This window comes from Pseudomonas sp. KB_15, from assembly GCF_052114525.1.
GTDB lineage: Bacteria > Pseudomonadota > Gammaproteobacteria > Pseudomonadales > Pseudomonadaceae > Aquipseudomonas.
In genome coordinates this window covers 1-23502 of record NZ_JBFREX010000039.1, presented here as the reverse complement: position 1 = coordinate 23502, position 23502 = coordinate 1, and the positions used below count along the sequence as shown (strand labels likewise).

Below are 23502 nucleotides of genomic sequence, written 5' to 3'. Positions count from 1 at the left end.
GCATGACCAGTCAACCCATCATGGCTTGAAACCGCCTGCACCTCCATGAAGTTGTTGATCGGCGTGATAGGACGAGCGCACCAGCGGCCCGGACGCGACGTTCTTGAAGCCCATGCGCATGCCTTCCTCGGCGAACCAGGCAAAGGTGTCCGGGTGCACGAAGCGCTGCACCGGCAAGTGACTGCGGGAGGGCTGCAGATACTGGCCGAGGGTCAGCATGTCGACGTCGTGCTCGCGCATGCGCTGCATGACCTCGATGACTTCCTCGTCGGTTTCGCCCAGGCCCAGCATAAGCCCGGATTTGGTCGGCACGTGGGGCACCGCGTGCTTGAATTTCTGCAGCAGGTCCAGCGACCACTCGAAGTCCGAACCCGGCCGTGCGGCCTTGTACAGGCGCGGCACGGTTTCCAGGTTGTGGTTGAACACATCCGGCGGCTCAGTGGCGGTGATTGCCAGGGCCACGTCCATGCGTCCGCGATAATCCGGCACCAGGGTTTCCAGTTGCACGCCGGGCGACAGCTTGCGGATCTCGCGCAGGCAATCGACAAAGTGTTGGGCGCCGCCGTCGCGCAAATCGTCGCGATCCACCGAGGTGATCACCACGTACTTCAGGCGCAGCTCGGCGATGGCCACGGCCAGGTTCATCGGTTCGTTGGCGTCCAGCGGCTTGGGTCGGCCATGGCCGACATCGCAGAACGGGCAGCGACGGGTGCAGATGTCGCCCATGATCATGAACGTGGCGGTGCCACCGGAAAAACACTCGCCGAGGTTGGGGCACGAGGCCTCTTCGCAGACGCTGTGCAGCTTGTGTTTGCGTAGCAGTTGCTTAATCCGCTCGACCTCGGGAGAGATCGGCATGCGCACGCGAATCCAGTCGGGTTTGCGCGGGAGTACATCCGTGGGAATGATCTTTACCGGAATCCGCGCAACCTTGTCCGCGCCGCGCAGTTTGGTGCCGATTTCTATTTTCATCGGGCCTGCACCAGTCGGTTCCACAATAGTGCTCATGTACTTTGTCCTTTTGAGCAAAGGGAAAACGCACAACCTGTAGCAGCCTGCGTCCGGCTGCGAAGCAGTCGTAAAACCGGAATTCGCGGTGAATCAGACAAACCACGTCACCCGAATTTACGACTGCTGCGCAGCCGGACGCAGGCTGCGCCAGCTGCTACAGGTTGTGCGGTGGAGGGTCAGTCGCGGTAGACCGGGAAGTCGGCGCACAGGGCGGCCGCCTGGCGGGCGACATTGGCCTCGATGTCGGCATCGCCCAGGTGATCGAGGATGTCGCAGATCCAGCCGGCCAGGGCGATGCTTTGCGCTTCCTTGAAACCACGGCTGGTGATCGCCGGCGTACCGATACGCAGGCCGGAGGTTACGAACGGCGATTGCGGATCGTTGGGCACGGCGTTCTTGTTCACGGTGATGCCGGCGCGGCCGAGAGCGGCGTCGGCGTCCTTGCCGGTCAGGCCCTGGCGGATCAGGCTGACCAGGAACAGGTGGTTATCCGTGCCGCCGGACACCACGTCATATCCGCGCTCGATAAACACCTGCGCCATGGCCTGGGCGTTACGGATCACCTGCGCCTGATAAGTCTTGAATGCCGGCTCCAGCGCTTCCTTGAAGCACACGGCCTTGGCCGCGATCACGTGCATCAGCGGGCCGCCCTGACCACCGGGGAACACCGCGGCGTTGAGCTTTTTCTCCAGCTCCGGATTGGCCTTGGCCAGAATCAGACCGCCACGCGGACCGCGCAGGGTCTTGTGCGTGGTGGTGGTGACCACGTCGGCGTAGGGCAGCGGGTTCGGGTACAGACCGGTCGCCACCAGGCCAGCGACGTGGGCCATATCGACGAAGAAGTACGCTCCGACCTTGTCCGCAATCTGGCGGAAGCGCGGAAAGTCCAGGGTCTTCGAATAGGCCGAGAACCCGGCGATGATCATCTTCGGCTTGTGCTCGACCGCCAGGCGCTCGACTTCGTCGTAATCGATCAGGCCCGTGGTGGTGTCGATGCCGTACTGCACGGCGTTGTACAGCTTGCCGGAAAAACTCACCTTGGCGCCGTGGGTCAGGTGACCGCCGTGGGCCAGGCTCATGCCCAGCACGGTGTCGCCCGCTTGCAGCAACGCCAGATACACCGCCGCGTTGGCCTGGCTGCCGGAGTGCGGCTGGACGTTGGCGTAGTCGGCGCCGAACAGTTGTCTGGCGCGGTCGATGGCCAATTGCTCGACCACATCGACGTGCTCGCAGCCGCCGTAATAGCGCTTGCCCGGATAGCCTTCGGCGTACTTGTTGGTCAGGCCGCTGCCTTGGGCTTGCATCACCCGCTGGCTGGTGTAGTTCTCCGAGGCTATCAGTTCGATGTGGTGTTCCTGCCGCGCATCCTCGGCATTCATCGCCGCCAGCAGTTCGTCGTCGTAGCCTTTGATCTGGTCGTGCTTGCTGAACATGGTGTGGTCCTTTTTCTGGATTGGTGGGGGCTTCAAGCGTCGGCGTGTTCGGCGGTCAGGCGTTCATAGGCGTCCAGATCCAGCAAGTCGCTCAACGCCTCGACATCGACCGGTTTGAAACGAAAGAACCAGCCTTCGCCCAACGGGTCTTCGTTGACCAATTCCGGGGTGCTCTCGAGCGTCGCGTTGATCTCGACCACTTCACCGTCCAGCGGCATGCCGATACTGCTGGCGGCTTTCACCGACTCCAGCACCGACACTTCAGCGCCTGCATCGAAGGCGCCCAGTTCAGGCACCTGAACGAACACCACATCCCCCAGCGCCTGCTGGGCAAACGCCGTGATGCCGACGGTGACCAGGCCATTGCTCTCAAGGCGCAACCATTCGTGATCGACGGTGAAACGCAATTCGCTCATATCAACTCCTTATTGTTTTAAGGCTCGTGGCGGGGCGACGAGCGGGGTTGGAGGAGTGATAGCAAGGGCGGTGCCAATGTTTATTAGTCGTTTTAAATCAATGGCTTAAAGTATTTCTACAAGAAGGGGATAACGAGTGCTGTATTGAAATCAATACGGGCAAGTAAAGCCTCGGACGCAAGCACCGTGATTGCTGGCAGGCAAGTGGTTGTCTTGATTTCGCTACGCTGTATCGATTTGCGAACGGAGAACTCGAGCACGACTCAGCCCCCTGTGGGAGCGAGCCTGCTCGCGATTGCGGTGTGTCAGGCAACACTGATATCGGCTGATACGGCCTCATCGCGAGCAGRCTCGCTCCCACAGGGGGCAGTGTTGTGAGGGGGATTGTGTTCTGGCAGAGGTATCAGGCCTTGTTGGGAATCCCGTACTTGCGCAAGCGAATGGCAATGGCGCTATGGGACGTCTGCAACCGCGCCGCCAGCAACCGACTGGACGGATAGCTGCGGTAAAGCTGTTCCAGCAGGTTCTTCTCAAAGTCGCCAACCGCTTCTTCCAGGCTGCCGACTTCGCCGTCGTTTTGCCGCTCAACGGCGGTGCGGGCGATGTCGAGGTCGTCGATGTCCACCAGCGGATTTTCGCAAATCGCCGCCGCGCGGAAGATCACGTTTTGCAGTTGCCGCACATTGCCGGGCCAGCGGTTGCCGAGCAGGGCGCTGAAGGTGCTTGGCGCCAGGCGACAGGCCGGCCGCTGGATCTGCGCGCAGGCCTGTTGCATGAAGTGATTGGCCATCAGCAGGATGTCGTGACCGCGCTCGCGCAGCGGCGGTACTTGCAGGTTGAGCACGTTGAGGCGGTAGAACAGGTCCTCGCGAAACCGCCCTTCGGCGACCATTTTTTCCAGGTCGCGGTGGGTCGCGCTGAGCACCCGCACATTGACCCGGACCTCTTTGTCGCCCCCCACCCGACGGAAGCAACCATCGCTGAGAAAACGCAGCAGTTTGGCTTGCAGATAGGGCGACATTTCACCCACTTCATCGAGGAACACCGTACCCTGATCGGCCAGTTCCAGCAGGCCGAGCTTGCCGCCCCGTTGTGCGCCGGTGAAGGCGCCGGGGGCGTAGCCGAACAGCTCGCTTTCGGCCAGGCTCTCCGGCAGTGCCGCGCAGTTCAGGGCCAGAAACGGCGCGTCGTGACGCGGGCTGATGGCATGGCAGGCACGGGCCACCAGCTCCTTGCCGGTGCCGGTTTCGCCCTGGATCAACAATGGCGCATCGAGGGCTGCCACCCGTTGCGCGCGGGCCTTGAGCGCGCGGATCGGCGGCGATTCGCCGAGCAGCGCATCGAAGCCTTCGGCATGGTCATGGTGCAGCGCCGACAGGCGTTCGCCAATGCGATTGGGTTGATACAGGGTGAGCAGGGCGCCGGCGTCGGTGATCGGCATCGCGTCGAGGAGCAAGGTCTGGCCACCGAGGCTGACCTCGTGCATCGGCAGGCGGAAATGATGGGCGATCAGGGTGCGCTGCAAATCGGCATCGTCGAACAGCGCAGTCAGCGATTCACCGGCCGGTTCGCGGCCGCAGAGGGCGATCAGCGCCGGGTTGGCCAGCAGCACATGGCCGCGATCGTCCACCGCCAGCACCGGGTCGGAACTGGCTGCCAGCAAGGCGTCCAGTTGCAGGCGCCGGCGTTGCCCCGGGAGGATGTCGACCATGGTCACGGCCTGCACGCCGCGCACATCAAAAAGGGCTTCGCGCAACTCTTCGAGCACCTCGGCGCCGAGGGTCGGCGCATCGATGTAGACGTTCGGCGGGACCATCTCCACGGCGTCCAGGTTGAAACTGCGTCCACCGAGCAGGGCCAGCACTTCCTGGGTGATTCCGACGCGGTCGATGAAGGTGACGTGGATGCGCATGACGGGCCTGCAAGGTTGGCGAACTAAATTCAGTATGCCCGGCAAAATTTCAATTTGGCGAGTGTCACCTCACGGCGTGCCGGTTTTACGGGCGCTGGCGGCCAGGTCCTCGAGGAACGCCTGGAGGATGGGCGGCGGTGCCGTACCGCGTCGGGTGATCACGTCGAACGGCGATTTCAGACGCAAGCTCGCGGGTGCCAGTTGATGCATCTCACCGCTCTTGACCCATTGGGCGGCAAAGTGCTCCGGCAGAAAACCCAGGTAGGCGCCGGAAATGATCAGGATTGCGGTGGCTTCGATGTTGTCCACGGTGGCGGCCGCCTTGCTGACGCCCAGGTGCTCGAGGTCGTATTGCTGCATGTAGCCACGCACGACGATCCGCCCGGCAGCGACTTCTTCGAGCAGCTCCTCCCCTTCAGCCTGGCTGCCAAACAACGGGTGGCGCCGCCCGCAATACAAACCCAGGGCTTCCTGGTACAGCGGCGATTGCAGCAGCCCCGGCACATGGATCGGGAAGTGCCCGATGGCGAGATGAAGTCGACCGTCGAGCACCCGTTCTTCGAGCTCCGCCGGAGTGCCGACGTACACGTTCAGGTGCACGTCATGCCCGCGGGAGACAAAGCGCTGGGTGGTGCGCGGAATGGGCGAATCCGGGTCGGTGATCGTGGTGTCGATGATCCCCAGGTTGAGCTTGCCGCTGATGTGCTGCTTGAGCACGTCGGCGTCCATGCAGAAGTTTTCCACCGCCGACAGCAGGCGCTGGGTGGCTTCATGAATGGCCACCCCTTGTTCGGTCAGGCGAAAGCCGCTGCGCCCGCGCTGGCAGAGTTTGACCCCGAGACGGGTTTCCAGATGGGTCATCTGTTCGCTGATGGTTGACTGCCCGGCGTTCAATGCCGCCTGCGCAGCGGAAAAGCCGCCACACCTGACAATCGTGGCAAATACTCTGAGCAACTTCAGATCGACATCGTGTAGCTGAATCACCTGGAACCTCCCGCCTGTGGATGCATCGGTAATACCGATATGAGTATCTGATGTTTAGCATTTTTTCCACGAAAACCTGCGCCCATAGTCTTTCCAACGGCGGTCGCCTTGCAGTCCGCCAGGCCGATAACAAGAAGTGGAGAGGCTAGAAATGTCGAACAACGGTTATGAATCCGGTCGCCTGAACCTGCCATTCGTGGGTCATTGCACCTTTGGCAAATCCCCGGTGTGCACCGATTGGGATGCTCTGGATGCCAACGTCGCGGTGCTTGGCGTGCCCAACGACATGGGCACCCAGTGGCGCTCCGGCGCACGCTTCGGACCACGCGGGATTCGCGAAGCATCGACGCTGTTTTCCTTCGGCCATGCCGGCGCCTACGACCACGAAGACGACGTGATGTACCTCACCGCATCGGACGTGCGCATGGTCGACGTCGGTGATGCCGACATCGTCCACACCGACATGGAAACCAGTAACAAGAACACCGAATACGCCGTACGCAAGATCCTCGATGCCGGCGTGATGCCGGTGGTGCTCGGCGGCGACCACTCGGTGCACGCGCCAGTGATCAAGGCCTTCGAAGGCCGCGGCCCGATCCACATCATTCACTTCGATGCGCACCTGGATTTCGTCGACGAACGCCACGGCGTGCGCTACGGCCACGGCAACCCGCTGCGTCGTGCTTCGGAAATGAACCACATTGTCGGCATGACCCAGATGGGCATCCGCAACGTGTCGTCGTCCAACCGCGACGACTACGAAGCGGCCCATGAAGCCGGCTCGAAAATCCTCTCGGTGCGTGATGTGCGTCGCCTCGGCGTCGAGGGTGTGCTGGCGCTGATCCCGCAGAACATCAATTACTACATCACCATCGACATCGACGGTTTCGACCCGTCCATCGCCCCTGGCACTGGCACCCCGAGCCACGGCGGCTTCCTCTACTACGAAGTGCTGGAAATCATCCAGGCCCTGGCCAAGCGCAGCAAGGGCAACATCGTCGGCATGGATCTGGTGGAAGTCGCGCCTGTCTACGACCCGACCGGCATGACCTCGATCCTCGCCGCGCAACTGTTGCTCAACAGCATTGGTTTCATCTTCCACGAGCGCGGCAAGGTGCGTGCGGCCGCCGAGAGCGAAGCCTCTCCAGCCTGATATCGAAACCACAAAGCTCAGAAACCAGAGCCCCGGCAGTGCCTGACTGCCGGGTAGAGAGAACAAAAATGGACACGATCGTCAAAAGTTACCTGCAAAAATTCGGCGTCAGCGAAGCCACCCAGACCTTTCTCAGCAAGGTCCAGAAAATGTTCATCGGCGGCGCCTGGGTCGAAGCCAGCGACGGCCAGACCTCCGATGTGATCGAACCTTCGACCGAAGGCCTGATCACCCGCATTCCCATGGGCACCACCGATGACCTGGACCGCGCCGTGCAAGCCGCCCGTGCGCAGTTCGACGGCGGCACCTGGCGCCAGGCCAAACCGGCCGAGCGCGAGCGCATGATGCAACGCCTGGCCGACCTGATTGAGCAGAACGCTGCCGAGCTGGCGGAAATCGAATCCATCGATATGGGCAAGTCCGTGGCTTTCGCCAAGGACGTGGACATCCAGGGCACCGTCGATACCCTGCGCTACTTCGCCGGCTGGGCCACCAAGCTGCACGGCCGTACCGTCGAACCTTCGCTGCCAGGCAACTACCTGGCCTATACCCGCAAGGAAGCGGTAGGCGTAGTCGGCGCCATCGTGCCGTGGAACTTCCCGCTGCAAACCATGGCCTGGAAACTCGGCGCGGCACTGGCGACCGGTTGCACAGTGGTGGTCAAACCCGCCGAGCTGACCTCGTTGTCGGCCCTGCGTTTCGCTGAACTGGTGCAGGAAGCGGGCATCCCTGACGGCGTGATCAACATCGTCACCGGGCGCGGCAGTGTGGTCGGTGCGGCCATGGCCACCCACCCCGGCATCGACAAACTGACCTTCACCGGCTCGACTCCGGTCGGTCAGACTGTCGGCCGCGCAGCGCTGGATGACATGAAGCGCCTGACCCTCGAACTCGGTGGCAAATCACCGGTCATCGTCTGCGCCGACGCCGACATCCCGGCCGCCGCCCAAGCGGTCGCCAACGGCGTGTTTTTCAACTCCGGGCAGGTATGCGACGCCGGTACACGGGCCTATATTCATAGCAGTGTCTACGACGAATTCCTGCGTGAGCTGATCGCCTACACGCGCACCCTGAAAATGGCCCCGGGCCTGGACCCGGACTGCTTCATCGGCCCACTGGTCTCGGCCCTGCAAAAGCAGCGTGTGACCGAGTACATCGAAACCGGCAAGGCCGAAGGCGCCGAACTGGTCTACGGCGGCCAACCGGTCGATGGCCCTGGCTTCTTCGTCGAGCCGACCATCTTCGCCCACTGCCGCAACGACATGCGCATTGTCCAGGAAGAGATCTTCGGCCCGGTGCTGGTCACCGCACCGTTCGACGATGAGGAAGAAGCACTGGCCCTGGCCAATGACTCGCCCTATGGCCTGGCTGCGGCACTATATTCCAACGACCTGGGCAAGGTGCACAGCCTGATCCCGCGCCTCAAAGCCGGTTCGGTCTACGTCAACGCCCACGGCACCCTCGATCCGTCGATGCCGTTCGGTGGCTACAAACAGTCCGGATTCGGCAAGGACCTGGGCGCCGAGCAGCTCGATTACCTGCTCGAAACCAAGGCAGTCTGGATCACGCTGCCAGGCTGACGCTGATCAGTTAAGACAAGGAACAATGCAATCCCTGTGGGAGCGAGCTTGCTCGCGATAGCGGACTGTCAGCCAACATCAATGTTGCATGTCACGCCCCCATCGCGAGCAAGCTCGCTCCCACAGGTTTTGCGCCAAAGTTGAAAGCAATTGCACCTTTGAAATTCGGGAACGGCAAGGACGCGCCCCGGGAGTCGTTCACCCGAAAGAACGCGGTTACCTCGTCATGATCTTCCAACAATAAGAGTCCATCATGAACACTAACGCCAAGTCCGCCTCGAGCGTGTCCAGCCTCGACGAAAAATCCGTCGTCGAGGGGCATTCGATCGACTTCATCCCCGAGAACGAGCGCACCGACAAACTGTCGAGCCAGGGCCCGTTCTGGTTCCTCGGCAACTTCACGTTCTTCACCATGACCATCGGCTTCGTCGGCCCGAGCGTCGGCCTGACTGCGCTCTGGACCACGCTCGCCGGCACGCTGGGCATCATGTTCGGCACGCTGTTCATGGCGTTTCACGGTTCGCAAGGCCCGCACCTTGGCTTGCCGCAGATGATCCAGTCTCGCGCGCAGTTCGGCTATCGCGGGGTGATTCTGGTACTGCTCGCTACGCTGTTCGTGTTCGCCGGCTTCAACATCGTCAACCTGGTGCTGATGATGCAGGGGCTGCACACGCTGTTCGGATTCAACCCGGCGGTGATCGCGGTGGCGGTGACCATACCGGCGGCGGTGTTGGCAATTCTCGGCCACGACTGGATGCACCGCAGCTTCAAATGGGCATTGTTCCTGTCGCTGCCGCTGTATGGCCTGGTGACCGTGGCGGTGTTGATGGGTTGGGTGCCGGACGCAGCCATGCCGGCGCTGGCGGCGGGCGAAACGGCCCCGGCGCCACTGGGTTTCAACTGGACCGGTTTCATCGCGCAGTTTGCGGCGGCCGCCAGCTACAACATCGCCTATGCGCCTTATGTGTCGGACTACTCGCGCTACCTGCCGAAGAACACTTCCAGTGGCAAGCTGATCGCGGTGGTGTTTCTCGGGGCGTCGCTGTCCGGTGCGTGGATGATTTCCGTGGGTGGCTGGCTGGCCGATCACCTGCACTCCACTGATGTGCTGGTGGCCCTCGGGCAAGTCGGCAACACCGTGTCGCCGCTGGTGGGCACGGCGGTGGTGGTCGTCACCATCCTGGCGTTCCTGCCGGTGATCGCGATGAACATCTACAGTGCCAAATTGACCACGCTGACCTGCGTCGACTCAATCAAGCACATCGAGCCAACGCGCAAGGCACGCATCCTGGCCATCGGCTTCGTGATCCTGCTGCAACTGGGCGTGGCCCTGAGCATCCAGAGTTCCGGCAAAGGCCTGTCGGTGCTGGGGATCTACCTGGTGGTGATGCTGTACTTCCTGGTGCCCTGGACCTCGGTCAACCTCACCGACTACTTCTTCGTGCGCAAGGGCCGCTACGCCATCCCGCACTTCTTCATGTCCCACGGCAACATCTATGGCAGCTGGGGACTGCGCGRTATCGCAGCCTATGCCATCGGTTTTATCTCGATGATCCCGTTCTTCTACATATTCGACGGCGTTGAACAGCGCGAGGTGTATGTCGGCCCGCTCGCCAAGGCACTGGGCAGCATCGACATCGCCTGGCTGGTCGGGCTGATCGTCTCGGGGCTGGCGTACTACTGGCTGAGCCGCTCGATCGACCTCAAGCGCGAAGAAGCGGTGATCCAGCACATCGAAAAAACCTCCCCGCAATACACCACCGGCGACACGCTGACCCACAAACAGCAGCCACCGCGGGTATTCACTGAATCGACGGTCGGGAGATAACTATGACCACGCAAAGAATGACCACGCAAAAATACGACTACATCATCATTGGCGCAGGCTCGGCAGGTTGTGTGTTGGCCAACCGCCTGAGCGAAGACCCGGCCACCTCGGTGCTGGTCCTGGAATTCGGCGGCAGTGACAAGAGCGTAGTGATCCAGATGCCCAGTGCCTTCTCGATCCCGATGAACACCAAGAAGTACAACTGGCGCTACGAGACCGAACCGGAGACTTACCTCAACGGCCGGCGGATTCACTGCCCACGGGGCAAGGTGCTGGGCGGTTCGTCGTCGATCAACGGCCTGGTGTACATCCGTGGCCACGCGCTGGATTTCGACGAATGGGAATCCCTCGGTGCCGAAGGCTGGGGCTATCGCAACTGCCTGCCGTACTTCAAGCGCGCCGAAAGCTACGAGTCGGGTGGTGACAACTATCGCGGGCAGACCGGGCCGCTGCACACCACCAACGGCAACCACATGAAAAACCCGCTGTACGGCGCCTGGGTCGAAGCCGGTGCGGAGGCGGGTTACATCAAGACCGAAGACTGCAACGGCTACATGCAGGAAGGTTTCGGTGCCATGCACATGACCGTGAAAAACGGCGTGCGCTGCTCCACGGCCAACGCCTATCTGCGCCCGGCCATGGGCCGTCCGAACCTGACGGTGATCACCCATGCGATGACCCGCCAGATCATCCTCGAAGGCAAGCGGGCGGTGGGGGTCATGTATGACCACGGTGGCCAGACTCACCAGGTGTATTGCAACCGCGAAGTGCTGATCTCGTCCGGCCCCATCGGTTCGCCGCACCTGCTGCAACGCTCGGGTATCGGCCCGGCGGAAGTCCTGCGCAAGGCCGGGATCGGCGTGCGCCATGACCTGCCGGGGGTAGGGGAGAACCTGCAGGATCACGCCGAGGTGTACATCCAGTTCGGCTGCAAGGAACCGGTGACCCTCAACAGCAAGATGGACCCGCTGAGCAAGCTGATGATCGGTTTGCGCTGGTTGCTGTTCAAGGATGGCCTCGGCGCCACCAACCATTTCGAGGCCGGTGGTTTCATCCGCTCGGAGAAGGGCCTGCGCTGGCCGGACATCCAGTTCCACTTTCTGCCGGCGGCGATGCGCTACGACGGCAACAAGCCGATCAAGGGCCATGGTTTCATGGTGCTGACCGGGCCGAACAAACCGAAAAGCCGTGGTTATGTGCGGGTGCGCTCGGCCGACCCGTACGAGCATCCGGAGATTCGCTTCAACTACCTGCAACGGGAAGAGGACCGCGAAGGCTTCCGCCGCTGCATTCGCCTGACCCGCGAGATCATCGGCCAGAAAGCCATGGACCGCTTCCGCGACGGCGAAATCGCCCCGGGCGCGCAGGTGACCAGCGATGAAGACCTCGACGCCTTCGTGCGTGACAACCTGGAAAGCACCTACCATCCGTGCGGTTCGTGCCGCATGGGCGAGGACGACATGGCGGTGGTCGACTCCGAATTGCGCGTGCGCGGCATCGCCGGTCTGCGGGTGATCGATTCTTCGGTGTTCCCGACCGAGCCGAACGGCAACCTCAATGCGCCGACCATCATGCTGGCTGAACGGGCGTCCGATCTGGTGCGTGGCGTGAAGATGCTGCCGGCGTCGAATGTGCCGGTGGGGTTGGTCGAAGGCTGGGAAAGCAGCCAACGCAGTTCGTTGCCGGGGCGTAATGTGCGGGTCTGACCGCAACCCGCAATCAATGTGCAAACCTAATGTGGGAGCGAGCTTGCTCGCGATGGCGGTGGATCAGTCACATCAATGTTTGATGTGCTGCCGCCTTCGCGAGCAAGCTCGCTCCCACAGGGATCTCGGTGCTTTCAGAAAATTTTACGTCGCTATGCCGATGCCATTGCTAGTCTGTAAATCCTTGAGACCGCAATGGAGCACCCTCATGGCTATTGAAGCCCTGCGCGCCGACGCATCACACATCGACCAGATCGCCCCTTTGTTTGACGCCTACCGGATGTTCTACAAGCAGCCGTCGAACCTTTCGCAATCGCGTGCCTTCATCGCCGAGCGTATCGCCCGGGATGAATCGGTGATTTTTCTTGCCCGGGACACCGACGGTGAAAACCTCGGGTTCGTCCAGCTGTTCCCGACCTTTTCCTCCATCGACGCCCACCGCACCTGGTTGCTCGGTGATCTGTTCACTACGCCCGCCGCCCGGGGCAAAGGCGTCGGCACACTGCTGATGAACACCGCCCGCGACTTTGCGAAGCTGGCCGGCGGCAAGGGCATGACCCTGGAAACCGCCACCGACAACTTCACCGCTCAGCGCCTGTATGAATCCCTGGGCTGGGTGCGCGACCCCGGTTACTACACCTACTGCCTGGATCTGAAAAAAGACTGACTCAGCGATCCTGCTCGCCGAACACCGGCCGCATGAATGAACGCTCGTAGCTGAGGATGAATTTTCTCTCTTCGGCGTACTTGAATGCCGCGATGCAGTCCGGATCGCTCATCGATTGCTGCCGGTAATGTTCGTACGCTGCCAGGCTGGGAAAGGTGAACAGCGCCAGGGCGATATTGTTGGCGCCCTCCGAAGGCAAAAAGTAGCCGTGGTGCTGGCCGCCGAACTTCTCCACCAGGGGGATCCACAACTTGCCGTAGTGCTCGAATGCGTCGAGCTGGTAGGGATCGAGCACGTATTTCAGGTAGCAGGTCACCATTGTTTCGTTCCTTGATCAGGTTTTGAGGGCAGTCGCCACTGTAATCAACAGTGGGCGCCCGGCACAGCCGCTTGTTCGACATTGACCGGCAGGTTTACGCCAGAGGCCTGTGCTGGCGCCGCCGCACTATTGGTTCAGTCAATAGTCACCATCAAGAATCGCAAGTTCTGTTTTTTGCGCAAAGGCGGAAAATTGCCTGCATTGAACACGCTGCTCAAGGAACCTGCGCGATGAAAGTCTTGACCCGACTGGCTGTGATTGTCCTGATGCTGGGCAGTGTTGCGTCCACCGCATCGGCCTTTGCCGCCGATACAGCTGACTGCCATTTGCCGCCCATTACCGGCGTGAATGCAGGGCTGCAATACGGTCAGACGGTCGGGGTGCTCTACAGCGCAAATACCGTGGAAAACCTGCAATACCTCGAGCAATACCACTCGGTGGCGGTGAATGGCGCGAAAAACGCACTGGATGCGCGGATTCGCCAAGCGTTCGTCAACAGCTCCGATCCGCAACTGGCGATCGACTGGCTGATGAGTTCGCTGCACAACACCTTTCTGTCGGTGACGGTCTACGACAACCTCGATGCGCTGGTGCAGGCCCACCCGGACGTGGTGGTGATGCTCGATACCCACAACCAGTTGCTGACCCAGCGTAACGACCGGGTCGAGGCGCGTTTCGCCGCGCGGTTCTACGACGCCAACCTGCAATACATCGGCAAGGCCGAAGGCACGGTGGAAAAACAACTGCCGTCGGTGTGGATGCATGGCAGGGCCGCCCCCGAGATCGCCGCGCAAATCGAACAGCAACGCGACCTGCAACTGACCGCGCTGAAACAGTTCGATGCGTCGTTGAAAGTGCTGGTAACGGCCGGTTTAACCGCAGCAACAAATTAAAAAGCTCCGACGTCCATTGAGCGGCGGGCAACCCAATCCACCGTGGAATTCTTTTCAGGACCTGATTCATGCGCACTGTTTTTGCCCCGACCCTGGCCTTCGCCTCGCTGCTGCTGGCCGGTTGTGCCACGCCGAACAATCCGACCATGACCTTGCAGACCAGCAAGTCGCCCGAGGAGTACACCCATTGCGTGGTGCCGAAGTTGCAGCACGATGCGTTGGCGCCCACGGTGTCGCAGACCCAGCGCAGCTACCGGATCGTCGTTTCGAGCAAAGTGGCGGCGGACAACGTGCTTGAAACCTATAAAGCCTCGAATGGCGGCAAGGTGTTCCTGTACGAGCGCAAGCTGCTGGCCTCGGCGTTCGTGCCATCGACGTTCGAGCGTGCGGCGCAGGAATGTCTGTAAGCGCAATTTCAGGCAAAAAAAAGCCGCCGGGAGAGGCAGCAGAAAGTTAAAGCACGCATTGGATGACTGGAGTATGGCGATCGGTGCATGACAATTCGATGACGACTTGATGGCCATTCGTCAGACACCGAAGATCCCGCTGCGAGTGATTAACTGTGGCGAGGGGGCTCGTCGGATCGCCGCACCGTCCCGTTGGGTTGCGAAGCGACCCCAAAACCAGGCGTCGCGGTTTTTCAGGTATACCGCGTGGTTCTGATTTACGACCGCTTCGCGGCCGAACGGGGGCAAGCCCCCTCGCCACAGGTCCTGTGTTGAGTCAGTAAACCTCCGGCACGATGATTTCCTGGGGTACAGGCCCCCGCGAGTAGTCTTTCTGGCGCTCGCGCTGTGGCAACTCGATCACCGGCAACTCGACCTCTTCATAAGGCATCTGGCCGAGCAGGTGATGGATGCAGTTGAGCCGGGCCTTCTTCTTGTCGTCGGCCTGCACCACCCACCAGGGCGCTTCGGCGATGTGGGTGCGCTCGAGCATGATTTCCTTGGCCTTGGTATAGGCCTCCCAGCGGCGGCGCGACTCCAGGTCCATGGGGCTGAGTTTCCACTGCTTGAGCGGGTCGTGAATGCGGCTGAGAAAGCGCAGGTTCTGTTCCTGGTCGGAAATCGAGAACCAGTACTTGATCAACTGGATGCCGGAGCGGGCAAGCATGCGCTCGAATTCCGGCACGGTGCGGAAGAACTCTTCGTACTGGTCGTCATTGCAGAACCCCATGACCTTTTCGACCCCGGCGCGGTTGTACCAGCTGCGGTCGAACAGCACGATTTCCCCGGCGGCGGGCAAGTGCGAAACGTAGCGCTGGAAATACCACTGCGTGCGTTCGCGGTCATTGGGCGCGGGCAGGGCGGCCACCCGGCAGACCCGGGGATTGAGGCGCTGGGTGATGCGCTTGATCACGCCACCCTTGCCGGCGGCATCACGGCCTTCGAACAGGATCACCACTTTGTGCCCGGTTTTCACCACCCAGCTCTGCAATTTCACCAGTTCGCCTTGCAGGCGAAACAGTTCGGCGAAGTAACGGCGCCGGGCTTCTTTCTCGCTGCCATCCTCAATGTGTTCATCGAACAGTGCGTCCAGGTTGTGTCCGTCTTCCGATAATTCCAGTTCCAGCTCTTCGTCACTGATATCGAGCAGCTCGCGGTGAATGCGCTGGATCAAGGTGTCCTGATTGGAAAGCATGGTGAGACACTCGGGTCGTGGGTGGCACAGCCGATGCTAGTCACAGTTTGTTACGAAGTGGTGATGCCCGCTGGTGTCATCTTGGTGTCATCGAAGCCATGGCAAGATCCTCGCAATCCGTCTTGAGTGCCCGGCGGCCGTCAGCCTGCCGGCAGATGAATGTGCAAGGAACCCCGTATGAAAGACGCCCCGCTGTTTGCCGCCATCGATCTGGGCTCCAATGCGTTTCGCATGATGATTGGCCAGTCGGTTAGACGGAACCAGCAGATGGTCATCCAGGAAGTGAAAACCCTGCGTGAACCGGTGCGTCTTGCCGAAGGCCTGCAGGGCGGGGCGCTCGATGAGTTGGCGCTGGACCGGGGCTGGCAGGCGCTGGCGCGATTCGGCAAGAAGTTGCGCGGTTTCGAGGCCGGGCGCGTGCGGGCGGTGGCCACCAGCGCGGTGCGCGAAGCGGACAACGCGCCGCTGTTCCTGGCCAGTGCCGAACGGCACCTGGGCTTTCGCATCGACGTCATTTCCGGTCAGGAAGAGGCGCAACTGGTGTACGCCGGCGTGTCCCACACCTTGCCGGCGCAAAGCACGCGGCTGGTGGTGGATATCGGTGGTGGCTCCACGGAAATGATCATCGGCCGTGGCGACCAGCTGCTGGTCACCGAGAGCATTGCCATCGGCAGCGGAACCTTCGGTGCGCACTATTTCCATGGCGGGCGGATCGTGGCCGAAGCGCTGCTGGAGGCCGAACGCGCGGCCACGGTGCAATTGGAGCGCATTGCCCGCCGTTACCGCGCCATGGGCTGGCAGCAGGCGATCGGTTCTTCAGGGACGGCGCGGATGCTGGCCAAGGTGCTCAAGGCCAACGGCTTGAATGATGACGGTCAGAGCGGCATCACCTACGGTGGCCTGTTGCGCCTGTCGTTGCGCCTGCTGGAAGTCAAACATGTGAAACACCTCAAGTTGGCGGGTTTGCCCACCCATCGCCTGAGCATCTTGCCCGGCGGTCTGGTGCTGATGCTGGCGGCGTTCAAGGTGTTCGGGATCACGCATATGATTGCGTCTGAACCGGGTCTGCGGTTCGGCGTGTTGCATGGATTGATGAGCAAACACTAAAGTCCGCCAGTCGAGGTAAACCCATGACCGACCCCCGTCGCGTGCTGTTCGTCTGCGCCAGAAACGATGTCCGCTCACCCATGGCCGAAGCCCTGCTGTGCCACATCGATCCTGCCGACTTCCAGGCCTTCAGCGCCGGGCTCGAGGCCAGCGAGATCGATCCACGCACGTTCGAATCCCTGGATCACATCGGTGTCGATACCGGCGGCTTGYGCAGCAAGTCCCTCGAAGATTTCGAAGGCCAGGAGTTCGACTACGTTATCACGCTGTGCGACAAGTCCTCCGAAGAGGCCGCGCGCATGCCGTTTACCGCTGAAGTGATGGTCTGGAGCTTTGAAGACCCGACCACCAGCGAAAGACACGACCCGTTCCGCCATACCCTCCAGGAAATCGGCGACCGCATCAAAATGTTCGTCACCGTGAAAACCCGCCCCGTGCCCCAGGCGCCGTCAGTCAGCGAATCCTGAAAACCTTCGAACACCGTCTACCCTCATCGGTCACAACCATCATGATGAGGGTGCAGACGGTGATGAAAACGGACAAGGTTGAAACAAACGAAGCCTCGGCGCTGATCGACGAACGAATCCGGGAACTGGCCGACTGGCGCGGCGAAACCCTGTCCCACATTCGCAAGATCATCCAGCAGGCCGACCCCGAAGTGATCGAAGAGTGGAAGTGGCGCGTGCCGGTGTGGTCCCGTGCCGGCATCCTCTGCACCGGCGAGACCTACAAGCAAGTGGTCAAGCTGACCTTCGCCAAGGGTGCGTCGCTGGACGATCCGTCGAAACTGTTCAATTCAAGCCTTGAAGGCAATACCCGCCGTGCCATCGATATTCGCGAGGGCGAGCAGATCGATGAAACGGCGCTGAAGGCGTTGGTTCAGGCAGCTATTGTGCTCAATACATCCCGAACCCAATCCAAAAAGTAAGCCATACACAAGTCCCTGTGGGAGCGGGCTTGCCCGCGAAGAGGCCATCACATCCAGCACAGTAGGTGACTGATACATCGCATTCGCGGGCAAGCCCGCTCCCACAGGGTCCGTGTTGACCCGATATCTTGGGATATCCTCGACGGACATGTTCCAATAGCGAGCATTCGCAGACTGGAAACGCAACATGAAGAAAATCGCCGCCCCGACCCTCGCCCTGGCGCTCACCGCAGGCCTGTTCAGCACACCCACCCTTGCAGCGGGCGATGCACAGGCCGGGGAGAAAGTCTTCAAGCGCCTCTGCAGCGGCTGCCACCAGATCGGCGAATCGGCTCGCGCCTTCTTTGGCCCGCAACTCAATGGCGTGATCGGCCGCCATTCCGCCGTCACCACGGACTACGTGTACTCCGATGCGATGAAGTCAGCCAACCTGGTCTGGGACCGCGAAACCCTGATCGCCTACCTCGAAGCACCGAAAAAAGTCGTGCCCGGTACCCGCATGATTTTCTGGGGCCTCAGTGACCCGGAAAAAATCGAAGACCTGTTGGCCTATCTGCAAACTTTTCCGGCGCAGTAATCACTCGCCCAGGTTCTCCACCAGCCATTGAGTGAAGCTGCGCGCCATCGCCGTGTTCTCGCTGTCGCGATGTGTCAGCAGCGCCCAGTTCGGACCGCGGATGGTTTGCTCCACCATCGGCTGCAACAGCCCGGTGGCCCGCGCCTGCCGACTCAGCAACTGGCTCACCAGCGCAATGCCGAGCCCGGTGCAGGCCGCGTCCAGCAATAAACCCGGATCGGAAAAATTCAGCCCCTGATCCATCTGCCCCACATCAATCCCCGATTCCACCGCCCAGTGGCTCCAGTCCATTTCCCGCTCGCCATGCAGGGTGGTGCGCTGTTCCGCCGGCACCGCCAACAGGCTCGGGTGGCACGCCGGGTAGAGGCGGTCGGCGTGCAGCACCTTGAAACTGCATTCGGCCTGGGAACTGATGTCGTCGCGCACCGCCAGGTCGATGGTCTGGCTGGCCATATCCGGCACTTCATCGGTGCTGAATATCCACAGATCGACCTGCGGATGCTGGCGACGGAAGTCCCCCAAACGCGGCAACAACCAGTGCCGGGCGAACGCCGGGGTGGTGTTGAGCACCAGTTGATTGGGTTTCTGGTACTGCCCCAACCGGCGAATGCCCACCGCCAGTTGCTGCAACAACGCCTGGGTGGTGCTGAGCAGATCGTGACCGGCATCGGTCAGGCTGACGCTGCGCCCGCTGCGATAGAACAGCGGTTGTTCCAGGTACGCCTCAAGGCTGCGGATCTGCTGGCTGATCGCTGACTGGGTGAGGTGCAGCTCTTCGGCGGCCTTGTGAAAACTGCCCAGCCGGGCGGCGGCTTCGAAGCCGCGCAGAGTGCTCAGGGGCGGCCAGTGTTTGAGCATATCGATAAGTTCCTCTAATCAGTTGCCTGCAAAATCCATCGTTTGTTTGCCCGTTTTGTCAGCCGTAGCATGCATGCCAAGACCGCCAAGGCAGTTTTCATTGAACACAATGACTTAACTTAGAGGTGCTTGTCATGCAGCAGAACGCAATTCAAAACAGCGGTTGGATGATGCCAGCCGAGTGGGTCACCCACGCCGCCACCTGGATGGTCTGGCCGCACAACAAGACCCTTTGGGAGTCGGGCTGGCGGGTGACGCTGCCACAGGTTCAAGAGGACTTCGCCCGCGTGGCCAATGCCATCGCCCGTTTCGAGCCGGTGAAACTGGTGGTCGATCCTTCAGCCGTCGCCGGCGCCAAAGCCTTGTGCGGGCCGAACATCGAATTGATCGAACTGGCGGTCAACGACAGCTGGTGCCGCGACTCCGGCCCGAGCTTCGTCTGCCACCCGCAGCAAGGTGTGGCCGGTGTGAGCTGGCGCTTCAATGCGTGGGGCGGCAAGTCGGCCCACGATCTGGACGAAAGCCTGGCCCGCCGCGCACTCAATCATTTGGGCCTGGAATGTTTCGGCACGGCGCTGAGCAACGAAGGTGGCGCTATCCATGTGGACGGCGAGGGCACGCTGATCACCACCGAATCGGTGCTGCTCAACCCCAACCGCAATCCGGGCGTGACCAAGGCCGAGATCGAAGAAATCTTCAGCCGTCTGCTGGGCGTGAAGAAAACCATCTGGCTGCCGGGTGATCCGGACTACGTGACCGGTGACATGACCGACGGCCACGTCGATGGCGTGTGCGCCTTCGCCCGCCCTGGCGTGTTGCTGGTGGACGCCACCCACGACCAACAATCGGTGTACGCCGAAGTGGCCCGGGAGAACCGTCGCGCCCTTGAACTGGCCACCGACGCCCAGGGCCGCCAGTTCGAGCTGATCGAACTCTATGAAGCCACCGATGCGGTGGACACCGAGGCCGAAGTGTTCTGCGCCTCCTACACCAATTTCTACATCGCCAACGGCGCGATCATCATGCCGGCCTACGGCATCGATGCCGATAATGTCGCCGCCGAAGTGCTGGCGCAGGCGTTCCCCGGTCGTGAAGTGGTGCCGGTGCGGATCAACCATCTGGCCCATGGCGGCGGGGGCGTGCATTGCATCACCCAGCAACAGCCGGCCTGGCCGGTGCGGGGTTGATGCCATGACGCTGCTGACCATCGCCACCACCCAGATGCCTTGCACCTGGGACCTGAAACACAACCTCGATCAAGCCGAGCAACTGGTCCGCGAGGCCGCGGCCAAGGGCGCGCAAGTGATCCTGTTGCAGGAGCTGTTTGCCACGCCGTATTTCTGCATCGAGCAACACCACAAACACCTGGCGCTGGCCGAGGAATATCGCGACAGCCACGTGCTCAAGCGCTTTGCCGCATTGGCGAAAGAGTTGGGCGTGGTGCTGCCACTGAGCTGGTACGAGAAGGCCGGCAATGCCTACTTCAATTCGTTGAGCGTGGCCGACGCCGACGGGCGCTTGTTGGGCGTGTACCGCAAGACCCACATCCCCAATGCCATCGGCTATCAGGAGAAGGAATATTTCAGCCCCGGCGACAGCGGGTTCCGGGTCTGGGACACCGCGTTCGGGCGCATCGGCCTGGGCATCTGCTGGGACCAGTGGTTCCCCGAGACCGCGCGCTGCCTGGCCTTGATGGGCGCCGAAGTGTTGTTGTTCCCGACCGCCATCGGCTCCGAACCGGGTTGTGCAACCCTGGATTCGCGCGATCACTGGCAGATGACCATGCGCGGCCACGCCGCCGCCAACCTGCTGCCGGTGGTGGCGGCCAACCGTGTCGGCCGGGAAGCGGCGACCACCGACCCGGCTCTGCAAATGAACTTCTACGGCTCGTCGTTCATCTGCAATCACAAGGGCAAATTGCTCGCCGAAGCAGATCGTGACAGCACTGGCGTGCTGGTCCACACCCTGGACCTGGCGGCCATGCGCGAAGACCGCCTGACCTGGGGCATCTACCGTGACCGCCGTCCGGAAATGTACGGCGCGTTGCTGACCCAGGACGGTCGCCAGATCCACTCACGCTGGGCAACCCAAGGGGTGTGACATGAACACGATCAACAAGCTTTGCCTGGCCATGGGGCTGGCGCTGACCTGTGCGGTGCCTGCGCTGCATGCCGAGGAGAAAACCCTGCGGCTGTACAACTGGGCGGATTATTTTGCCGAGGACACCCTCAGCAAGTTCACCGCCGAAACCGGGATCAAGGTGATCTACGACGTCATGGATGGCAGTGAAACCCTGGAAGCCAAGATGCTCGCCGGCGGCAGCGGTTACGACCTGATCTTCCCCGGCGACACCGTGGCTGAACGCCTGATGCGTGCCGGCAGCCTGCAACCGCTGGATCAGTCCAGGCTCACAGCCCTGAATGACGTCGAGCCCGGATTGCAGAAGCTGCGCTCGCACTATGAGCATTCGAGCCAGGCCACGGTCCCGTACACCTGGGGCACCATCGGTCTGACCTACAACGCCGACCAGATCGCCCAGCGTGTGCCGGGCGCACCGGTCAACAGCCTGGACATGCTGTTCAAGCCGGAGCTGGCGGCGAAGTTTGCCGATTGCGGCATCTCGATGATCGACTCGCCAGACGAAGTGCTGGCGGTGGTGCTCAACTACCTCGGCCGCGACCCGCGCAGCGGCAAACCGGCAGACCTGGCGGCGGCCAGTGAGTTGCTGATGAAGTTGCGGCCGTACGTTCGTAAATTCCAGTCGCAACCGGTGACCGACCTGGTCAATGGCAACCTGTGCATGTCCCTCGGCTACAGCGGCGACATGACCCAGGCGCAGCGCACGGCCGACAGTGCCGGCAAGAAAACCATCTTCCACTACCGCATTCCCCGCGAAGGCACCACGGTGTGGATGGACACCATGGCCATTCCCGTCGACGCCCGGCACCCGGAATACGCCTACGCTTTCATCAACTTCGTGATGCGCCCGGAAAACATGGCGGCCATCAGCAACTTCACCGGCTACCCGACCTCCAATGCCAAGGCGCGGCCGGACGTCGATGCCGCGATGCGCAACAACCCGGACATCTACCTCGATGAAGCCACCTACGCGCGGCTGATTCCCGGCAAGGACATTCCCCAGGCCGACATGCGGGCACGCATGCGCACCTGGACCAAGTTCAAGACCGCTACCGTTAAATGATCACCGGCCGGCCCGCGGGTCGGCCAAACCCCGAATTTCAGGAAAACACATGCCGACTCGTCGAACATTCATCAAGCAGGTATCGGTCGTCGCCGCAATGGGCGCGGTGGCGTCCATGGGATTGGGTTTTGCCTCCATGCCGGTGCGAGCGGCCGGCAAAGGCAATTGGTACATGCCCGATGAAGGTGACAAACACCAGCGGGCCTTCATCGCCTTCGGCGCACAGGCCGCGATCTGGGAGGATTTCACGCCCCACGTGCAAGACGCCCTTGGCCGGATTGCCCGCAGCATTGCCGAATACGAGCCGGTCACCGTGTTCTGTCGCCAGAGCGAACGGCGCCTGGCCGAAGCCAAATGCGGCAGCCACAACACGACCTTCGTGATCGCCGAGCTGGATGACATCTGGATGCGCGACATCGGCGCCAATTTTGTCGTCGATGGCAACGGCGACCTCAGTGCCGTGGACTTCAACTTCAATGGCTGGGGCAACAAACAACAGCATGCAGACGATGCGCAACTGGCCGCCCTGGTCGCCGAAAACGCCAAGGCCGATTACCAGCGCAGCGAACTGGTGGGCGAGGGCGGTGGCATCGAAGTGGACGGCCACGGCACCGGGATCATGACCGAAAGCAGCTGGATCAATCACAATCGCAACCCCGACTGGACCAAGGCCGACGTCGAGGCAGAACTGAAAGAACGCCTGGGCCTGCGCAAAATCATCTGGCTGCCGGGCATCAAGGGCAAGGACATCACCGACGCCCACGTCGATTTCTATGCGCGTTTCGTCAAACCCGGCGTGGTCATCGCCAACCTCGACAACGACCCCGAGTCCTACGACTACAAGGTCACTCGCGCCCATCTGCAGATACTGGAAAACGCCACGGATGCCGATGGCCGCAAGTTGCAGGTGCATACCGTGTCGCCACCGCTCAACCCGCGCAACAGCCGGTTCAGCAAGGACAACCAGGACTTTGCTGCCGGCTACATCAACTACTTCGTGATCAACGGCGCAATCATCGCGCCGCAATTCGGCGACGAAGAAGCCGACGACAAAGCCTTCGACCTGCTGTCCGAACTCTACCCGGACCGCAAGGTGGTGCAACTCGACATCKACGCGATCTCCGCGGGCGGTGGCGGGATTCACTGCGTGACTAGTCATCAGCCGTTGGCGTGAAGACTTTGGCTTGTACACAAAACCTGTAGGAGCGAGCCTGCTCGCGATGGACGTTAACGATGCGCGTGTTTACTGACTAAACGCAGCGCTCTTGAGTCCATCGCGAGCAGGCT

The 23502-nt window shown here is 61.5% G+C and carries 23 protein-coding genes; 15 read left to right on the top strand and 8 right to left on the bottom strand.

All coding sequences use genetic code 11. The annotated features are described in order from the left end of the window. Nucleotides 1–18 precede the first annotated feature (18 nt). The 5 genes from lipA to AB4Z35_RS23285 form a co-directional block, all read right to left on the bottom strand. Entirely contained in the window at nt 19–1008 is a 990-nt protein-coding gene (lipA, locus tag AB4Z35_RS23305) for a lipoyl synthase (protein WP_442099653.1), read from the bottom strand. A gap of 179 nt (nt 1009–1187) precedes the next feature. Continuing rightward, a complete protein-coding gene (gene glyA / locus AB4Z35_RS23300; protein ID WP_218496242.1) occupies nt 1188–2444 on the bottom strand; it encodes a serine hydroxymethyltransferase in 1257 nt (418 codons plus the stop codon). 32 nt (nt 2445–2476) lie between these two features. Continuing rightward, nucleotides 2477–2860 (bottom strand): glycine cleavage system protein GcvH, encoded by a 384-nt coding sequence (gene gcvH / locus AB4Z35_RS23295; protein ID WP_008000464.1) that lies wholly within the window; start codon nt 2858–2860, stop codon nt 2477–2479. Nucleotides 2861–3263: 403 nt separating this feature from the next. Next, nucleotides 3264–4772 carry a sigma-54-dependent transcriptional regulator gene (locus AB4Z35_RS23290; protein ID WP_442099652.1) on the bottom strand — a complete coding sequence of 503 codons (1509 nt, stop codon included), beginning with the start codon at nt 4770–4772 and terminating at the stop codon, nt 3264–3266. 69 nt (nt 4773–4841) lie between these two features. Continuing rightward, nucleotides 4842–5756, bottom strand: a complete 915-nt coding sequence (locus AB4Z35_RS23285) for a LysR family transcriptional regulator (RefSeq protein ID WP_007987347.1) — start codon at nt 5754–5756, stop codon at nt 4842–4844. Nucleotides 5757–5907: 151 nt separating this feature from the next. Here AB4Z35_RS23285 and speB point away from each other — a divergent pair, with 151 nt between their 5' ends. From speB to AB4Z35_RS23260, 5 genes are all read left to right on the top strand, one after another. Then, nucleotides 5908–6909, top strand: coding sequence for an agmatinase (gene speB, locus AB4Z35_RS23280; protein ID WP_442099651.1), 1002 nt, complete (start codon nt 5908–5910; stop codon nt 6907–6909). A gap of 68 nt (nt 6910–6977) precedes the next feature. Beyond that, nucleotides 6978–8489, top strand: a complete 1512-nt coding sequence (locus AB4Z35_RS23275) for an aldehyde dehydrogenase family protein (RefSeq protein ID WP_442099650.1) — start codon at nt 6978–6980, stop codon at nt 8487–8489. Nucleotides 8490–8742: 253 nt separating this feature from the next. Beyond that, complete coding sequence (locus AB4Z35_RS23270; protein ID WP_442099649.1) at nt 8743–10317, top strand: purine-cytosine permease family protein; 1575 nt, start codon at nt 8743–8745, stop codon at nt 10315–10317. Nucleotides 10318–10334: 17 nt separating this feature from the next. Continuing rightward, nucleotides 10335–12023 (top strand): choline dehydrogenase, encoded by a 1689-nt coding sequence (betA, locus tag AB4Z35_RS23265; RefSeq protein WP_442099692.1) that lies wholly within the window; start codon nt 10335–10337, stop codon nt 12021–12023. 208 nt (nt 12024–12231) lie between these two features. After that, the gene (locus AB4Z35_RS23260; RefSeq protein WP_442099647.1) at nt 12232–12690 is read left to right on the top strand and encodes a GNAT family N-acetyltransferase; all 459 of its coding nucleotides are present in this window, start codon (nt 12232–12234) and stop codon (nt 12688–12690) included. Between the two features lies 1 nt (nt 12691). Here AB4Z35_RS23260 and AB4Z35_RS23255 read toward each other — a convergent pair whose 3' ends face one another. Beyond that, nucleotides 12692–13009 carry an NIPSNAP family protein gene (locus tag AB4Z35_RS23255; protein WP_008002848.1) on the bottom strand — a complete coding sequence of 106 codons (318 nt, stop codon included), beginning with the start codon at nt 13007–13009 and terminating at the stop codon, nt 12692–12694. A gap of 230 nt (nt 13010–13239) precedes the next feature. Between AB4Z35_RS23255 and AB4Z35_RS23250 the strand changes: the two genes are divergently transcribed. Beyond that, nucleotides 13240–13902, top strand: coding sequence for an ATPase (locus tag AB4Z35_RS23250; protein WP_442099645.1), 663 nt, complete (start codon nt 13240–13242; stop codon nt 13900–13902). A gap of 68 nt (nt 13903–13970) precedes the next feature. After that, complete coding sequence (locus AB4Z35_RS23245) at nt 13971–14309, top strand: hypothetical protein (protein ID WP_008002852.1); 339 nt, start codon at nt 13971–13973, stop codon at nt 14307–14309. 316 nt (nt 14310–14625) lie between these two features. Here AB4Z35_RS23245 and ppk2 read toward each other — a convergent pair whose 3' ends face one another. Next, on the bottom strand, nt 14626–15543 hold the full coding sequence (gene ppk2 / locus AB4Z35_RS23240; protein WP_008002853.1) for a polyphosphate kinase 2: 918 nt from the start codon (nt 15541–15543) through the stop codon (nt 14626–14628). 177 nt (nt 15544–15720) lie between these two features. Between ppk2 and AB4Z35_RS23235 the strand changes: the two genes are divergently transcribed. The 4 genes from AB4Z35_RS23235 to AB4Z35_RS23220 all read left to right on the top strand — a co-directional run bounded on the left by AB4Z35_RS23235 (nt 15721) and on the right by AB4Z35_RS23220 (nt 18155). After that, a complete protein-coding gene (locus AB4Z35_RS23235) occupies nt 15721–16650 on the top strand; it encodes a Ppx/GppA phosphatase family protein (protein WP_442099644.1) in 930 nt (309 codons plus the stop codon). Nucleotides 16651–16673: 23 nt separating this feature from the next. Then, nucleotides 16674–17117 (top strand): arsenate reductase ArsC, encoded by a 444-nt coding sequence (locus tag AB4Z35_RS23230; protein WP_442099643.1) that lies wholly within the window; start codon nt 16674–16676, stop codon nt 17115–17117. 62 nt (nt 17118–17179) lie between these two features. After that, complete coding sequence (locus AB4Z35_RS23225; protein ID WP_442099642.1) at nt 17180–17578, top strand: DUF1801 domain-containing protein; 399 nt, start codon at nt 17180–17182, stop codon at nt 17576–17578. Between the two features lie 187 nt (nt 17579–17765). Beyond that, on the top strand, nt 17766–18155 hold the full coding sequence (locus tag AB4Z35_RS23220) for a c-type cytochrome (RefSeq protein WP_442099641.1): 390 nt from the start codon (nt 17766–17768) through the stop codon (nt 18153–18155). Here the strand turns inward: AB4Z35_RS23220 and AB4Z35_RS23215 are convergent, their stop codons facing one another. Then, complete coding sequence (locus tag AB4Z35_RS23215; RefSeq protein ID WP_008002864.1) at nt 18156–19013, bottom strand: LysR substrate-binding domain-containing protein; 858 nt, start codon at nt 19011–19013, stop codon at nt 18156–18158. A gap of 134 nt (nt 19014–19147) precedes the next feature. On the opposite strand from AB4Z35_RS23215, the gene AB4Z35_RS23210 reads away from it, so the two are divergent. Genes AB4Z35_RS23210 through AB4Z35_RS23195 form a run of 4 tightly spaced genes read left to right on the top strand, consistent with a single transcriptional unit; the run spans nt 19148 to nt 23389 of the window. Then, nucleotides 19148–20200, top strand: a complete 1053-nt coding sequence (locus tag AB4Z35_RS23210) for an agmatine deiminase family protein (protein ID WP_442099640.1) — start codon at nt 19148–19150, stop codon at nt 20198–20200. 4 nt (nt 20201–20204) lie between these two features. Further along, nucleotides 20205–21113: an N-carbamoylputrescine amidase gene (gene aguB, locus AB4Z35_RS23205; RefSeq protein ID WP_442099638.1), complete on the top strand. Its 909-nt coding sequence runs from the start codon at nt 20205–20207 to the stop codon at nt 21111–21113. 1 nt (nt 21114) lies between these two features. Then, nucleotides 21115–22215: an extracellular solute-binding protein gene (locus AB4Z35_RS23200; RefSeq protein WP_442099636.1), complete on the top strand. Its 1101-nt coding sequence runs from the start codon at nt 21115–21117 to the stop codon at nt 22213–22215. 49 nt (nt 22216–22264) lie between these two features. Continuing rightward, nucleotides 22265–23389, top strand: a complete 1125-nt coding sequence (locus AB4Z35_RS23195) for an agmatine deiminase family protein (RefSeq protein WP_442099635.1) — start codon at nt 22265–22267, stop codon at nt 23387–23389. Nucleotides 23390–23502 lie beyond the last annotated feature (113 nt).

Excerpts from the sequence above, each read along its gene's own strand:
- lipA (WP_442099653.1), bottom strand. The coding sequence starts at position 1,008 with ATGAGCACTATTGTGGAACCGACTGGTGCAGGCCCGATGAAAATAGAA.
- glyA (WP_218496242.1), bottom strand. The coding sequence starts at position 2,444 with ATGTTCAGCAAGCACGACCAGATCAAAGGCTACGACGACGAACTGCTG.
- gcvH (WP_008000464.1), bottom strand. The coding sequence starts at position 2,860 with ATGAGCGAATTGCGTTTCACCGTCGATCACGAATGGTTGCGCCTTGAG.
- AB4Z35_RS23290 (WP_442099652.1), bottom strand. The coding sequence starts at position 4,772 with ATGCGCATCCACGTCACCTTCATCGACCGCGTCGGAATCACCCAGGAA.
- speB (WP_442099651.1), top strand. The coding sequence starts at position 5,908 with ATGTCGAACAACGGTTATGAATCCGGTCGCCTGAACCTGCCATTCGTG.
- AB4Z35_RS23275 (WP_442099650.1), top strand. The coding sequence starts at position 6,978 with ATGGACACGATCGTCAAAAGTTACCTGCAAAAATTCGGCGTCAGCGAA.
- betA (WP_442099692.1), top strand. The coding sequence starts at position 10,335 with ATGACCACGCAAAAATACGACTACATCATCATTGGCGCAGGCTCGGCA.
- AB4Z35_RS23260 (WP_442099647.1), top strand. The coding sequence starts at position 12,232 with ATGGCTATTGAAGCCCTGCGCGCCGACGCATCACACATCGACCAGATC.
- AB4Z35_RS23255 (WP_008002848.1), bottom strand. The coding sequence starts at position 13,009 with ATGGTGACCTGCTACCTGAAATACGTGCTCGATCCCTACCAGCTCGAC.
- AB4Z35_RS23250 (WP_442099645.1), top strand. The coding sequence starts at position 13,240 with ATGAAAGTCTTGACCCGACTGGCTGTGATTGTCCTGATGCTGGGCAGT.
- AB4Z35_RS23245 (WP_008002852.1), top strand. The coding sequence starts at position 13,971 with ATGCGCACTGTTTTTGCCCCGACCCTGGCCTTCGCCTCGCTGCTGCTG.
- ppk2 (WP_008002853.1), bottom strand. The coding sequence starts at position 15,543 with ATGCTTTCCAATCAGGACACCTTGATCCAGCGCATTCACCGCGAGCTG.
- AB4Z35_RS23235 (WP_442099644.1), top strand. The coding sequence starts at position 15,721 with ATGAAAGACGCCCCGCTGTTTGCCGCCATCGATCTGGGCTCCAATGCG.
- AB4Z35_RS23225 (WP_442099642.1), top strand. The coding sequence starts at position 17,180 with ATGAAAACGGACAAGGTTGAAACAAACGAAGCCTCGGCGCTGATCGAC.
- AB4Z35_RS23220 (WP_442099641.1), top strand. The coding sequence starts at position 17,766 with ATGAAGAAAATCGCCGCCCCGACCCTCGCCCTGGCGCTCACCGCAGGC.
- AB4Z35_RS23215 (WP_008002864.1), bottom strand. The coding sequence starts at position 19,013 with ATGCTCAAACACTGGCCGCCCCTGAGCACTCTGCGCGGCTTCGAAGCC.
- AB4Z35_RS23210 (WP_442099640.1), top strand. The coding sequence starts at position 19,148 with ATGCAGCAGAACGCAATTCAAAACAGCGGTTGGATGATGCCAGCCGAG.
- aguB (WP_442099638.1), top strand. The coding sequence starts at position 20,205 with ATGACGCTGCTGACCATCGCCACCACCCAGATGCCTTGCACCTGGGAC.
- AB4Z35_RS23200 (WP_442099636.1), top strand. The coding sequence starts at position 21,115 with ATGAACACGATCAACAAGCTTTGCCTGGCCATGGGGCTGGCGCTGACC.